The following is a 12,355-nucleotide window of genomic DNA, read 5'->3' on the forward strand; positions in this document are numbered from 1 at the left end:
CACCTTTGGTATTTTTTTGTTGTAAGTGCATGTGGCATTAAAAAAGTGCTGACCTCTGCGTAAAATCTTTGCGCGAGTCTGCACTTTTATTATGCAAAATACACTGCCCATTATCATCGATTATGGGCGTTTATTTAATCCGTTCTTACCCGAGCTGATACCTGGCTTTTAGAAGTTTTTTTTAAGTGGGTAAAACCAACAAATTTTTTGCCTTCTTCATCCCATAGGCGGAACTTTAACGACTTAATACTTGTTGCCAGTGTGATGGTCGGAACGTTTTGCAATGGTTCGGTGTTGTTATGCACGATTTCAAGCTTATAGTTTGGGACTCTTGGGCTTAAATGATGAACATGATGGAAACCGATATTGCCTGTTAACCATTGCATGACTTTTGGAAGCTTATAAAAAGAGCTTCCTTCAACGGCTGCTTTTACATATTCCCAATGCTCATCTTCCTCGAAATAAGAATCCTCAAACGTATGCTGAATATAAAACATCCAAATTCCGAGGGATCCCGAGATCATAAAAATTGGCGTCTGGACCAGCAGAAAGGTTTGCCAGCCGATAGCCCAACATAAAAGTGCTGCCAAAGCGACGATCCCCAGGTTTGTTACATATGTATTCATCCGTTCTTTGCGTTTTGCTCCTTTACGATTAAAACGATTGGTAATCCCGAAGACGTAAATCGGTCCGATAATAAACATAACAAACGGATTTCTGTACAAACGGTACATTATTTTTGTCTTTGTTGAGGCCTCTTTATATTCCTCAACAGTCAGTACCCAAATATCGCCCGTACCGCGTTTGTCCAGGTTGCTGCTTGTCGCATGATGGACAGAATGATCGTGTGCCCAATGATCAAACGGATGCAGAGTCAGAATTCCTGTTATTGTTCCAAGGATTCGATTCGCCTTTCGGTTCTTAAAAAAGGAATAGTGGCAGCAATCATGAAAGATGATGAAGGTTCTTACTAAAAAACCTGCTGCAACGACAGAAATGGCTAATGTAAGGAAATAAGAAATGGACAAGCTCTTATATGCCAAATACCATAGCAGGAAAAATGGCACCAATGTGTTAATGATTTGACATATACTTTTTTGTAAATCGGACTTTTCATAGGGTGTAACCAGTTTTCTCAAAGTCCTTAGGTTTTGTTCATTCATTTTTTAAAAATTTCCCCTTCCCTGATGTTCTTCTATGTATCGAAAACGTTTGTCTTTGAAGTCACACCGTCATACACCATAGATGATAAGTATCTTTCCCATTCGTTTGTGAAATTATTGGAAATGAGATACTTTTTTCCAGGTCGATTAAATCTTTATTAGCAATGGCCAGCCAGGATACAAAAAGCGTATGAAGATTATACCCAGCTCTTTATCGGGCCAAACTCTCTCCATGCTCCCCAATGTGAATCGGTTTATTTAGACCGTAAATTTTGATTGTTTGAGGAACAAACATGACAAGTTAATACCGTTAAAATAGGGGTATACCTGAGTGATCGTTTGGAAACATCTGCAGAAACAAAGCTGTACCAGTGAACAGCCAAGAATATCTTGTACTTGAACAAGAAACAGCTGAGCTTTTTAAAGAAACCTTTAACAATCAATATGAAGTACTGGGTTTGAAGGCACTCGTGATTCATTTTCACGGTGTTTTCAAACCATAGCTATTAATAGGCATCTTATTTTGCACTGGTATCGACAGGTTTAACAAATAAAACATGAATGAACACATTATTAATTTGCAGTTATTTCCGTTTCGTGATATGATAAAGGAGAATTATTTTTGTTCGTGTAAAGGATAGTATGAATATCGACTTTTCGTCTTGATGATACTTTGGGCAAGGATAGTAATACAATGTGTAACACACTAGGAGGCAACAAAAATGGAACAAGGTACAGTTAAATGGTTTAATGCAGAAAAAGGTTTTGGATTTATCGAACGTGAAAATGGAGACGATGTATTCGTACACTTTTCTGCAATCCAAAGTGACGGATTCAAATCTTTAGACGAAGGTCAAAAAGTAACGTTTGACGTTGAGCAAGGTGCTCGTGGAGCTCAAGCTGCTAACGTTCAAAAAACTGCTTAATCTTCAATCGTTTATACAAACAGGCTCTTTATATAGGGCCTGTTTTTTTATGTTCTCTGTATCATACTGAATAAAAAAACCCTACTCAACGTTCGAGTAGGGACAGTTGCTACAAGGTAAGAAAAAGGTTTAAAACCTCAAAGGATTGTTTACAGTATAACATACCGGATTGACGATATGTGGAATATATATAAATGATTTGTTTTTATGTTCTCAATATCACTGTATGTTATTCTTTGTTACAATTCGCATATCTCTTTTACGAAAAGAAGATAAACAACTGCTATTCACTGTAGAAGCAGATATAGAGGAGAGTGGTTGTTTTTTCTTCCGGAAATAATCACTTAGACCTAAAACAATGAAAGCCCTGCCTCTCTTCCATCCTTACGGCTCCTTGTCCGTGCCAGTGTGAATCAGGATTACAAAAATCAAGTGACTATTTCATCGGGTTTTTTGATAAAACATCAAATGTTCGTTGAAGAAATTTTTAATAATAAAAACAGATTAGATTGTAGGAATAATAAAAGAGGTTAATGTTCTAAAAGTAAGTTGATGAAGTTAAGCGTCTTCGAAATATTTTAATCGTAATATTCCGAAAACTCGTGGGTGCTTTTTGGAATGCAAAACATTATTTAAAATTAACCTTAGCAGAAACTTTTCATTTGTTTTTCAGTGATTCCTTTAATGACTTCCAGTTCACTAATCAAAAATTCATATGCATGATCCAACATTTTTTTTTCGCTTGAATTAAGTGCTTTTTCTTTCTTCATTCGCATTAAATCACGTACAACTTCAGCGCCTTCTTGTATTTCACCCGTTTTTATTTTGTTCGTGTTTACTATATACCTTTGCTTCCAGGGCAGTAACTTATCTGATTCTCCATGCTGAAAAATGTGTATAATGTGTTTTAATGCACGTATATCAGTAACTGGCCGTATATTTGAACTCAATATTTTACGCGTTGGAATCATAACTGTCATATTACTGATTGACATTCTTATGACATAATACTGTTGTTTTTCCTCTAAGAATTGTTTTTCTTCTATGGCTTCAATTGTACCTGCTCCGTGCATTGGATAAACAATGTTATCGCCAATTTGAAACATATAATCCACCTCCATATATGGGAACTTAACTTAAGGTTATCATATATGGAGTGAGATATCAAATTTTTAATGATAACATGGTCATTTATTTGTGTCAATATTTTTTTTAAAAAACAACATCAAAACAAGAGGGAACCTGTGGGATTCCCAAAAAAGGAAAGATCAATTGGTCCGTGTATATCTTGGAATCTCGACTAATTAACAGAGATCAGTTTTTCGTTGAAAATGAGTTATTAAATCTCCTTTAGGAGTTCATGACTTGACATCAATGACACTTTACTAATCTATATGGACACAATTTAATCACCGATTTTTAACCATAATTCATGAAAACATATAGAAATGATGAAAGTGGAGGATAGAGAGTGTAATGAAAACAAGCTTTCATAACCTTAATGTATCTGCCATTCTTCTGCGTGCGGCGGAATTAGATATGATAATTCGATTAATGAAATGATAAAATAGGAGAAGACAGCCAAAAAGAAATGAGAGCAGATTCAGATGCGAAACACAAGAATAACTCATCGTGATCGTATTCGTACACATTTTTACAGAGGAGGACAATTATGATTGGAATACTGGCAGGAATGGGGCCAAAATCTACTGGGCCATTTGTAGATAAGGTAGTAGACGAGTGCCAAAAAATATATGGAGCAATACATGACATGGATTTCCCTCATATGATGATTTATTCTTGTCCGACTCCTTTCTATATGAATAAACCTCTCAATCATACGGACATGGAAAAGGCAATTATTGAGGGGGCTGTAAAGCTTGAAAAAACGGGTGTTGATTTTATTGCAATCCCATGTAATACCGCACATATCTATTTTAATCAAATAAAAAAATCGCTTTCAGTCCCTTTACTAAACATGATTGATGAAACCATAAAAAAAATACCTAAAGGCTCCAAAAAAGCAGCTCTTTTAGCCACTGTTCCTACGGTTCAATCTGGAATATTTCAAGAAGCGTTAAACAGAGAAGGTTATGATTTTTTACATCAAGATAGTTGGCAAATCTATGTCGATCACATAATAGAAAAGATTAAACAAGGTAAAATCAATGAGGCTCGTACATTATATGATGAATTACACCGTGAATTAGCAGAAAAGGTTGATACGGTTATCATTGCATGTACGGATTTAAATATGGTCACGGATCAAAAAAGCAGCGAACTTACCTTTGTTGATTCATCAGCCTGTCTTGCTCAAGCCATTGTAAATAAGTATGTATTATTAACAAAATAAGCCGTCTTATTTATCAGCAAATTCAGGGCGCTTTTTTTCCGTTAAAGCGCCCGGCTTCGGCAAATACATGATCCTCGATTACTTCTTTGAATGTAACTTCCCCGCGTTATTGTTCTTTTAACATTGAATACTTTCGATACGCTTTATAGAAACTGCAGCCAAATAGAACAGCCATAAGGGCGGGAAGCGACCTCAAAAGGGCAAATGGAGTTTCAAATAAAAATGCTTTCCAAAACATTGCGCTTTCCATACTCCACAGACCTTCAGTTAAATACAAACCTGATTCCTTGTAAATCAAATAAGAATAAAACAAGCACAGTAAACCAAAACAAGATGAAAAACTCATTAGTCTTTTATAATAATTACTCTTTGATTGGCGATCCGAGAAGATTTCATTTTGATCATCATCTTCTTTTTGCCAATATCGAGTTCCGCTAAGCCATGGGCTGTTTATATAACTCCAGCCGAAGTCTTCATAGATCTCTTTGTAGTCTTTGAACTTTTTCTTTGATAAATAATCTTGATAATCCAGTCGCATCACATATTTTTTGTCGGTTTTTTCGAAAGTGTATATTCCTAATCCGCTGATATTTGTACAGCGATAGCCTTTTTGTAATTGCTCGTTCAGCCATTGCTCCTCTTTTTCAATATCAAAAAACATCTTAAATGTCTTCATTCGATTCACTTCCTTCGTACAGGGATAAAATATGCAGTAACCTGTTTTGTTCCATTTTCAAAATGGCGCTTCCTTCCGCAGTTATCATATAAACTTTTCTCCGGCCCGACTCTCCAACAGGTTCAATCCAGCCATGCTTATTCAAGTTTTCAATCGCGCCGTATAATGTGCCGGCTGCTAAAATAACAGTTCCGTTACTCATCTTTTCGATCTTCTGCATGGCGGCATAGCCATGAAGCGGCTCCCGCAGAGCTAATAAAATATAATGCATGGTTTCAGACAGCGGTAATAATTTATGTTTCATATCCTCATCCTCTATTCAGTCTGACTATATAGTTAAACTTAATACAGTTCAACTGAATAGTCAATGGTCTTTTCAAAATTTGTCAAAGGAACTTGAAAATCAAATCTAAAAAGTCGCTTTTCTTACGTAATGGGAAGCGACTACTGAGTAGTCCTATTCAATTAAATGGCCCGATTGTTGGATGTAATGCTTAACTTCAGTGCTTGAAATGCCGGGTGGTAATAAGCTAAGCTTTCACTTTATCGAATGCCCAGCGTATAAACACCCCGTAAAGGTCCAAACCCTCTCGGCTGCATTAAAAATACCAAGGGTGTTGAGTCCCTTGGTATTTTTTGTTCATTGAATTATTATAAACTTCTAACTTAGTTAATGGTTGTTGTTCCAGTTTTTCTCTATAAATGTATTCACAGGCTGTAAGTTGGTTTTGTTCGCAATTTCAATGACAGCGGGAACCACGGAAGGGTCTGTTTTGGAGAAGTTAGGAATCCGCGGATCTAACCGGAAAAAGCGATCTCCCAGCAGATTCGCGCTGACCATGGATTCATAGTAGCCATTTCCGCCGGAGATCATCTGAAGAAATGGCAGTAATGGTTCATTAGGCGACCTGTCCAAAAGGACTCCCCAATTTGGAGGAAGGTCCTTCAGATTTTCGGGACGTATGTTATCCGCACTCACCATTCCCCATCCCCTCGTATCTCTTCTTAACCGAGTCGGGGCTTCACCTGTACCGATGGATAGTGCCGCAATTTGATCCAGTGGCACGTTGGCTTTACCAACCGCAAACGCGATACTGGCCGTACTGGGGTTCGTTGCCACTACATATCCGTCCACGTAGTTTTGATAGGCTCGCTGCGTCGCGGGAGCACCGCTGCTCCGCAGTATGACATCACTCACTTTCTCATTTAAATAGGGAGAGCCGGGAAAGTTGTGAAATAATACGGGCGTCCAACGATCCAGTGCTGGGGAGTATAATTTGAATGAAGGGACAACAATTCGTTTTCTTACATCTTTAAGACGAAGGCCTGGCGGGAAAAAGTTTCGTACCGCTTTAATAAAACCGGAATATGGTAATTGTTGATTGAAAACAGGTCCGCCCGGCCGCGAAGTGCTGAATGCGGGCAGGATTTCATCCTCAAAATACTGAAGTGTTTCCTTCGGAGATCTTCCGCTTGCTAATGCAAGGGCAGTAAATGAACCGATTGAATTTCCCGCAAATACATGGGTTCGGCTTATTAATGCTGGATTTTCTTCAGCCAGTCTGTTCAATAGCTGTAAACTTAAAGCACCTAAGGTACCGCCCCCGTCAAAGGTCATGATCCGATACTTTGCCAAAGCTGATTTCTCCTTTCTGATGAAAACTATCATTCAGTATATGTTTATCCAGCGTCTATTGTATGGATGAATGAATATCTCATACCATAAAAATTGCTCAATTTATCAATCTAACGGGGTGGGAAAGAAAATATTTTTAAGTTTAAGAGGCAGATCATGAAGGTATTCCATGGGAAGAAGGAGAATAGGTTATAAAAATAAAAGGGGGAAAAATATTTGAATACGATTGACCTTATCGTTTTACATTTTGAAGAGGTGAGACGGCGAAGCATCAAGTTATGGACAGCTATACCTGAGGAAAAAATGAACTGGCGCCCGGATTCCGAAGCCATGTCGTGTAAAGAAATGATAAGACACATATTAGAAGCGGAATTTCTTTATCATCAAATTTTAATGAAAAATATGAGTGAGTTTTCAGAGGAAACTATTAATCCTTATGAATCAAAAATGTTTACCACTGTAAGCGAAGAATTAGAATTTGCAAAACCGTATCGGGCCGAGTTTTTGACATTCATCAAATCGTTAAACGAAACAGATTTAACAAATATAAAGATTGACAGGTCTGATGTTGGATATATTCGCGAACTAGGAGACATGTTATTAAGAATCGCTTACCATGAGTCCGTACATACCGGTCAGCTTTTAGATTATCTCAGAACTGCTGAGGTTGACAGGCCTTTAATTTGGGACTAGTTAAATAATTGAGTTTTACACGGGAAGGGGAAAGAATGGAATATAGACCGATTAATTTTCAAGAGAAATTGGCTGCGTTCCAAGATCAATGGTCTCCAAAAGTAATCGCTGAAATGAATGATTATCAATTTAAACTTGTTAAGGTACAAGGGGATTTTGTTTGGCATAAGCATGACGAAACAGATGAAGTCTTCATTGTCATTAAGGGTAATTTAATCATTGAATTTCGTGATGGAGAAGTAACATTAAATGAAGGTGAAATGTTTGTCATTCCGAAAAATGTTGAACATAAACCTTATGCAGAATCAGAGTGTAACATTTTGCTTGTAGAACCTAAAGGTGTTGTGAATACCGGGCAGAAAATAACTGATCAAACAGCTGAAAATGATGTCTGGGTCTAGCCTGTAACAAAAAAACGATCAAAAAATCCGAAAGATCGAATGACGATTAGAGAAAATGATCAGGAAAACCAATTAAGAATGATTTTTGGTTAATTGTTGAAAAATTTTGTTAATATTATAATACATTGTTTGGAAATGTAATCATTTTATAAGGAGTTTTCTAATTGCGTTGGAGTAAATGGTTCAATATTTTTGCATAACAGCATTGGGATCAGTATATGGCTATAAATTGTTTACTAACCAAGAAGTCAGTACGACTCGTGTAATCATAGCTGCTGCAATTATCTTGTGGAACGTTGTCGGACTTTTTAGCAAAGAACCAGTAAAACAAACACAGCAAGCAAACTAAAAGTCAAAAACACAAAAAGTTGGTACAGAAGGATGCTGCAGCGTGCAGCATCCTTTTTATCATTTTCACAAAAAAACCAAGGGTTTAACCCCTTGGTTTTTTCGCAGTCTCCCTTTTTACGCTGCTTATCATAAACATTTAAGTTTCATCAAGCATCCAGAATCTGTTGTATCGATAAATGAAAGTTATCCTAAAATGTGCCGGTTCATCAAAATACCAGTCCAAGCTGCAGTTATTTCTTTACATAGTATGTAAAGATTAAAAAATGAGAGAAGGAGTGGCGTAATGTATTATAACGAAGGTGAAGATCAACAGTACGTTCAGAAGAAAAAGCCATACAACGAAGCCTGTGACCTAGGCCATGATTTTGATATGGCGGACGACGCAGCAAGAGCGGAAGCAGCAAGAGAAGCAGAAGCGAGAGCCAGAGCGGAAGAGGCAATAGCAAGAGCGGAAGAAGCAAGAGCCAGAGCAGCAGAAGCGGCAAAATTAGCAGCAGAAGCAAAGGTAAAAGCGGCAAAATTAGCAGCAAAAGCGAAATGTAAAAAACGTCATAAGAAAGAGAAAAAACAGGATTGCAAACGTAAGCACAAGAAGAAAAAATAAGAGCTTTTCATCATGTGAAAGATAAGATTCAATGTGTATTGATTTTAACCGTACAGGGGTGCAAAAACGATAAAGAATAAGATTCTTTGTCGGGGGATCAAGCAGAAAGATTGCTCAGCCGGTGTCTCAGCAGAACCACGCATGGCAGGGCAAACATAATTTTCTATGGACTTCCATAGTTTGGTCGGGATATCACGCCAATAAATGTAAGTGCCTATCATGATAAAAAAGGCAGGAGAGACAAGAGTTTCGGCAGCTTGCCGCTCTTGTCTTTTTTTTGTTTTTATATCATCTTCGCGTATATGTATCTATTTTTAAGTTTGCAGAACATCTGTCTAAGAATTTGTCCAATTCCTACATATACTGGTATCGGAATCAAATGCTTATTGGGAGTGAAATAGATGGGATCAGCACAGTTAACAGGACGCGTCATCTTCAAAGGGGACCCCGGCTATACACAGGCGGTTAAGAATTGGAACCCTTATGTTGATGTCTGTCCGCTTGTCTTTGTTTTTGCCCAAAATTCATACGATGTAAGTAATGCTATTAAATGGGCTCGTGAGAAGAATGTGCCTATGCGTGTCAGAAGCGGCCGCCATGCTCTGGATAAAAATCTTTCCACGGTAAGTGATGGGATTGTTATTGATGTGAGTGACATGAATAAAGTTTTCTTAGATGAAAAAAACGCGGTAGCAACTGTTCAAACCGGTATTCACGTCGGCCCGCTTGTAAAAGGTTTAGCTCGGGAAGGTTTTATGGCCCCGTTCGGAGACAGTCCAACCGTCGGAATCGGAGGAATCACAATGGGAGGCGGATTTGGAGTGCTTTCCCGATCGATCGGCCTGATAAGCGATAACCTTCTCGCACTGAAAATGGTAGATGCCAAAGGCAGGATTATTCAAGCAAATCAATCCCGCAATGAAGATTTACTGTGGGCTTCCAGAGGCGGCGGGGGAGGCAATTTCGGATATAACACCCAATATACATTCAAAGTTCACCGTGCCCCTAAAACCGCAACCGTCTTTAATATCATTTGGCCGTGGGAACAGTTAGAAACGGTATTTAAAGCGTGGCAAAAATGGGCGCCGTTTACAGACGAACGATTAGGATGCTATCTTGAGATTTACAGCAAAGTAAATGGCTTGTGCCATGTGGAAGGATTGTTCCTCGGTTCAAAACCAGAGCTGGTTCAATTATTAAAACCTTTATTAAATGCCGGAACACCGGCACAAACAGTAATCAAAACACTATACTACCCGGATTGTATAGATTTCTTAGATCCTGACGAACCGATTCCCGGCAGATCTGATCAGAGTGTTAAATTCTCCTCGGCGTGGGCGCTCAATCTTTGGCCGGAAGAACCTATTGCAGTAATGAGACAATTTTTGGAAAAAGCGACTGGGACAGAAACCAATTTCTTTTTTATCAATTGGGGCGGCGCGATAAGCAGAGTTCCAAGCAGTGAAACAGCCTTCTATTGGCGCCGTCCGTTGTTTTATACGGAATGGACGGCCAGTTGGAAAAATAAATCACAAGAAGCTTCGAATCTTGCATCAGTTGAAAGAGTGCGTCAGCTGATGAAACCATATGTAACAGGTTCATATGTGAATGTTCCGGATCAAAATATCGAGAACTTCGGAAAAGCATATTATGGCTCAAACTTTGCAAGGCTTCAAAGAATAAAGGCGAAATACGATCCCGAAAATGTATTCCGTTTTCCGCAAAGCATCCCGCCATCGTATAAATAGTTTGATCGTTTTAGGAAACAAATAAAAAACACACCAGAACATGGGACTGACCCCCGTTTTTGAGACAGGGATCAAAACACCTTTAAGCAGCCAGCTGTCGGTATGTGACCGGCGGCTGGTTGTTTAGTTTCGTTTGAATACGAATGTTGTTATAATAGTGTATATAGGTTTCGACAGTTTGTTCTACGATGGTCGTCGTAGTGCTTTCCAACCTGTCGAGGTAGAACGTTTCAGACTTTAGTGAGGAATGAAACGATTCGATGGAGGCATTATCAGCGGGCGTCCCTTTGCGGGACATGCTCATGGTAATGCCTTTTGTTTTAACAGCTTTCTGATACTCATAAGATGTATAAACAGAACCTTGGTCACTATGTAACACACAGTTCTCTGGCAGTGCGGGCAGCTGATCAAGTGTGTGTAAGACAAAGTCTGTGTCCTGTCTATCGCCAATCGTAAAAGCAATCACTTCTCCATTGTATAAATCCAATATACTGGAAAGATACAATTGTTTCTGCCCATAAGGCAAATATGTGATATCCGTTACTAGCTTTTCCAGAGGGCGATCAGACTGAAAGTTCCGATCCAATATATTCTCGGCCACGGCATATGGCTGCCCATTCTTCTTACGCTTTTTCACCTTAACCCGGCATTGCCACTGATTCTTCTGCATAATGCGCTGAACCGTTTTATGATTCATACGCATTCCCTTTTTTAATATGGCTGTGATTTTCCGATAGCCATATCGATACTTGTGTTCTCGGCACAACGTGCCGATTTGTTTTTCTAAATGGTATTTAGGGTTATCTTTCATCAGATTCTTCTTCCAACGATAATAAGATGCTCGTGAGATACCTAAATGAATACAGATATCCTTTATGGTCATTGTGCTGCGCAATGCTTCTACAAGCTCGACTGGCGTTTCGCTATCAGCTTCCTTTCCAATTCGTTGTACTTTTTTAACACTTCATTCTGTTGTCTCAGATAACGATTTTCTGCCTGCAGTTTCTCTAATTCGGAAGAATACTCTGGACCTTTTCCATAAGAATATTGCTTTCCGACAGGTTGTTCGAATCGATGTGTGTCCCCAGCTTTATACCACCTGACCCATGTCTGCACCTGCGTCTTATTCTTTATATTCAATTCCTGCATGATCTCCTTCACAGGCACGCCCGCCAATCTCATTTCTACAGCCTTCTGTTTGACTTCAACCGGATAACTCACTCTTGCCCTCATAGAAAAACACCTCCAAGTCTAATTTCGGATAACAACGATCCGTTTTCAAACTTGAAGGTGTTTTTTGTTTGTCTCATATTATGGGGTCAGTCCCCATTCAGGTGTGTTTTTATTGTTGCTAAATTTGGTTATTCAATTGCATCCCAGTGCGGATTCCAAACGATTTCCCATAAGTGTCCATCGGGGTCTTGGAAGTGACCGGCGTATCCGCCCCAAAAAGTATCATGAGCGGGATCAGTTATCGTTGCTCCTGCCTGTTTTGCCTGTTCCATGACTTTATCGGCTTCAGCTTTACTGCCAACATTATGTCCTAATGTAAATTCTGCAGGGCTTGGCGCAGTTAACGTAACGTTTGTTTCATGTGCGATGTCTTTGCGGTTCCAAATGGCAAGTTTCAGTCCTGTTTGTAAGTCAAAAAAGGCAACTGCATCATGTTCAAATTCTGTACCGGCTATTCCCTCTGTAGGCAGACCCAAGCCATCTCGATAGAAGTGAAGCGATTTTTCTAAATTGTCTGCGCCTAAAGTAATTACTGTAATCCGCGGCTTCATAGCAATCATTGATCAAGAGC

The 12,355-nt window shown here is 38.9% G+C and carries 14 protein-coding genes and 1 pseudogene; 8 read left to right on the plus strand and 7 right to left on the minus strand.

Going from position 1 to position 12,355, the window contains the following annotated elements; all coding sequences use genetic code 11:
* Positions 1–134: 134 nt before the first annotated feature.
* A complete protein-coding gene (locus tag NSQ37_RS08150; protein WP_012116889.1) occupies positions 135–1,163 on the minus strand; it encodes a fatty acid desaturase in 1,029 nt (342 codons plus the stop codon).
* Between the two features lie 177 nt (positions 1,164–1,340).
* Here NSQ37_RS08150 and NSQ37_RS21225 point away from each other — a divergent pair, with 177 nt between their 5' ends.
* Entirely contained in the window at positions 1,341–1,439 is a 99-nt protein-coding gene (locus tag NSQ37_RS21225; RefSeq protein ID WP_412678112.1) for a molecular chaperone TorD family protein, read from the plus strand.
* A 446-nt stretch (positions 1,440–1,885) separates the two neighbouring features.
* Positions 1,886–2,089: a cold shock protein CspC gene (gene cspC / locus NSQ37_RS08155; RefSeq protein ID WP_003156143.1), complete on the plus strand. Its 204-nt coding sequence runs from the start codon at positions 1,886–1,888 to the stop codon at positions 2,087–2,089.
* Between the two features lie 644 nt (positions 2,090–2,733).
* On the opposite strand, the gene NSQ37_RS08160 is transcribed toward cspC, so the two are convergent.
* Positions 2,734–3,195 carry a CarD family transcriptional regulator gene (locus tag NSQ37_RS08160; RefSeq protein WP_059368304.1) on the minus strand — a complete coding sequence of 154 codons (462 nt, stop codon included), beginning with the start codon at positions 3,193–3,195 and terminating at the stop codon, positions 2,734–2,736.
* 566 nt (positions 3,196–3,761) lie between these two features.
* On the opposite strand from NSQ37_RS08160, the gene NSQ37_RS08165 reads away from it, so the two are divergent.
* Positions 3,762–4,442 (plus strand): aspartate/glutamate racemase family protein, encoded by a 681-nt coding sequence (locus tag NSQ37_RS08165; RefSeq protein WP_094031530.1) that lies wholly within the window; start codon positions 3,762–3,764, stop codon positions 4,440–4,442.
* Between the two features lie 106 nt (positions 4,443–4,548).
* Here the strand turns inward: NSQ37_RS08165 and NSQ37_RS08170 are convergent, their stop codons facing one another.
* The 3 genes from NSQ37_RS08170 to NSQ37_RS08180 form a co-directional block, all read right to left on the minus strand.
* Complete coding sequence (locus NSQ37_RS08170) at positions 4,549–5,118, minus strand: DUF2812 domain-containing protein (protein ID WP_169510092.1); 570 nt, start codon at positions 5,116–5,118, stop codon at positions 4,549–4,551.
* Entirely contained in the window at positions 5,105–5,422 is a 318-nt protein-coding gene (locus NSQ37_RS08175) for a PadR family transcriptional regulator (protein ID WP_012116900.1), read from the minus strand. Before NSQ37_RS08175 ends, NSQ37_RS08170 begins: the two co-directional genes overlap by 14 nt.
* A gap of 366 nt (positions 5,423–5,788) precedes the next feature.
* Positions 5,789–6,754: a patatin-like phospholipase family protein gene (locus tag NSQ37_RS08180; protein WP_094031531.1), complete on the minus strand. Its 966-nt coding sequence runs from the start codon at positions 6,752–6,754 to the stop codon at positions 5,789–5,791.
* Between the two features lie 216 nt (positions 6,755–6,970).
* Here NSQ37_RS08180 and NSQ37_RS08185 point away from each other — a divergent pair, with 216 nt between their 5' ends.
* The 5 genes and pseudogenes from NSQ37_RS08185 (at position 6,971) to NSQ37_RS08205 (ending at position 10,551) form a co-directional block, all read left to right on the plus strand.
* Positions 6,971–7,447: a DinB family protein gene (locus NSQ37_RS08185; RefSeq protein WP_327943972.1), complete on the plus strand. Its 477-nt coding sequence runs from the start codon at positions 6,971–6,973 to the stop codon at positions 7,445–7,447.
* Between the two features lie 35 nt (positions 7,448–7,482).
* Positions 7,483–7,848, plus strand: a complete 366-nt coding sequence (locus NSQ37_RS08190) for a cupin domain-containing protein (protein ID WP_095352371.1) — start codon at positions 7,483–7,485, stop codon at positions 7,846–7,848.
* A 164-nt stretch (positions 7,849–8,012) separates the two neighbouring features.
* Positions 8,013–8,197, plus strand: a pseudogene (locus NSQ37_RS08195) (hypothetical protein).
* A 285-nt stretch (positions 8,198–8,482) separates the two neighbouring features.
* Positions 8,483–8,803 (plus strand): hypothetical protein, encoded by a 321-nt coding sequence (locus NSQ37_RS08200; RefSeq protein WP_015239237.1) that lies wholly within the window; start codon positions 8,483–8,485, stop codon positions 8,801–8,803.
* Positions 8,804–9,204: 401 nt separating this feature from the next.
* Positions 9,205–10,551 (plus strand): FAD-binding oxidoreductase, encoded by a 1,347-nt coding sequence (locus tag NSQ37_RS08205; RefSeq protein ID WP_032873047.1) that lies wholly within the window; start codon positions 9,205–9,207, stop codon positions 10,549–10,551.
* Between the two features lie 82 nt (positions 10,552–10,633).
* Here NSQ37_RS08205 and NSQ37_RS08210 read toward each other — a convergent pair.
* Positions 10,634–11,784, minus strand: a protein-coding gene (locus tag NSQ37_RS08210) for an IS3 family transposase (protein WP_094031235.1) whose coding sequence is annotated in 2 segments (ribosomal slippage) — positions 10,634–11,511 and positions 11,511–11,784 — 1,152 coding nt in all. Because the reading frame shifts where the segments join, the coding sequence is not laid out codon by codon here.
* A 128-nt stretch (positions 11,785–11,912) separates the two neighbouring features.
* Positions 11,913–12,335: a VOC family protein gene (locus NSQ37_RS08215; RefSeq protein ID WP_012116908.1), complete on the minus strand. Its 423-nt coding sequence runs from the start codon at positions 12,333–12,335 to the stop codon at positions 11,913–11,915.
* Positions 12,336–12,355: the final 20 nt, after the last annotated feature.

Origin of the sequence: Bacillus sp. FSL P4-0334 (genome assembly GCF_038004825.1) — a bacterium.
Classification (GTDB): Bacteria; Bacillota; Bacilli; order Bacillales; family Bacillaceae; genus Bacillus; species Bacillus velezensis.

Coding starts and splice junctions, on each gene's coding strand:
- NSQ37_RS08150 (WP_012116889.1), bottom strand. CDS start 1,163: ATGAATGAACAAAACCTAAGGACTTTGAGAAAACTGGTTACACCCTAT.
- cspC (WP_003156143.1), top strand. CDS start 1,886: ATGGAACAAGGTACAGTTAAATGGTTTAATGCAGAAAAAGGTTTTGGA.
- NSQ37_RS08160 (WP_059368304.1), bottom strand. CDS start 3,195: ATGTTTCAAATTGGCGATAACATTGTTTATCCAATGCACGGAGCAGGT.
- NSQ37_RS08165 (WP_094031530.1), top strand. CDS start 3,762: ATGATTGGAATACTGGCAGGAATGGGGCCAAAATCTACTGGGCCATTT.
- NSQ37_RS08170 (WP_169510092.1), bottom strand. CDS start 5,118: ATGAAGACATTTAAGATGTTTTTTGATATTGAAAAAGAGGAGCAATGG.
- NSQ37_RS08175 (WP_012116900.1), bottom strand. CDS start 5,422: ATGAAACATAAATTATTACCGCTGTCTGAAACCATGCATTATATTTTA.
- NSQ37_RS08190 (WP_095352371.1), top strand. CDS start 7,483: ATGGAATATAGACCGATTAATTTTCAAGAGAAATTGGCTGCGTTCCAA.
- NSQ37_RS08200 (WP_015239237.1), top strand. CDS start 8,483: ATGTATTATAACGAAGGTGAAGATCAACAGTACGTTCAGAAGAAAAAG.
- NSQ37_RS08205 (WP_032873047.1), top strand. CDS start 9,205: ATGGGATCAGCACAGTTAACAGGACGCGTCATCTTCAAAGGGGACCCC.
- NSQ37_RS08215 (WP_012116908.1), bottom strand. CDS start 12,335: ATGAAGCCGCGGATTACAGTAATTACTTTAGGCGCAGACAATTTAGAA.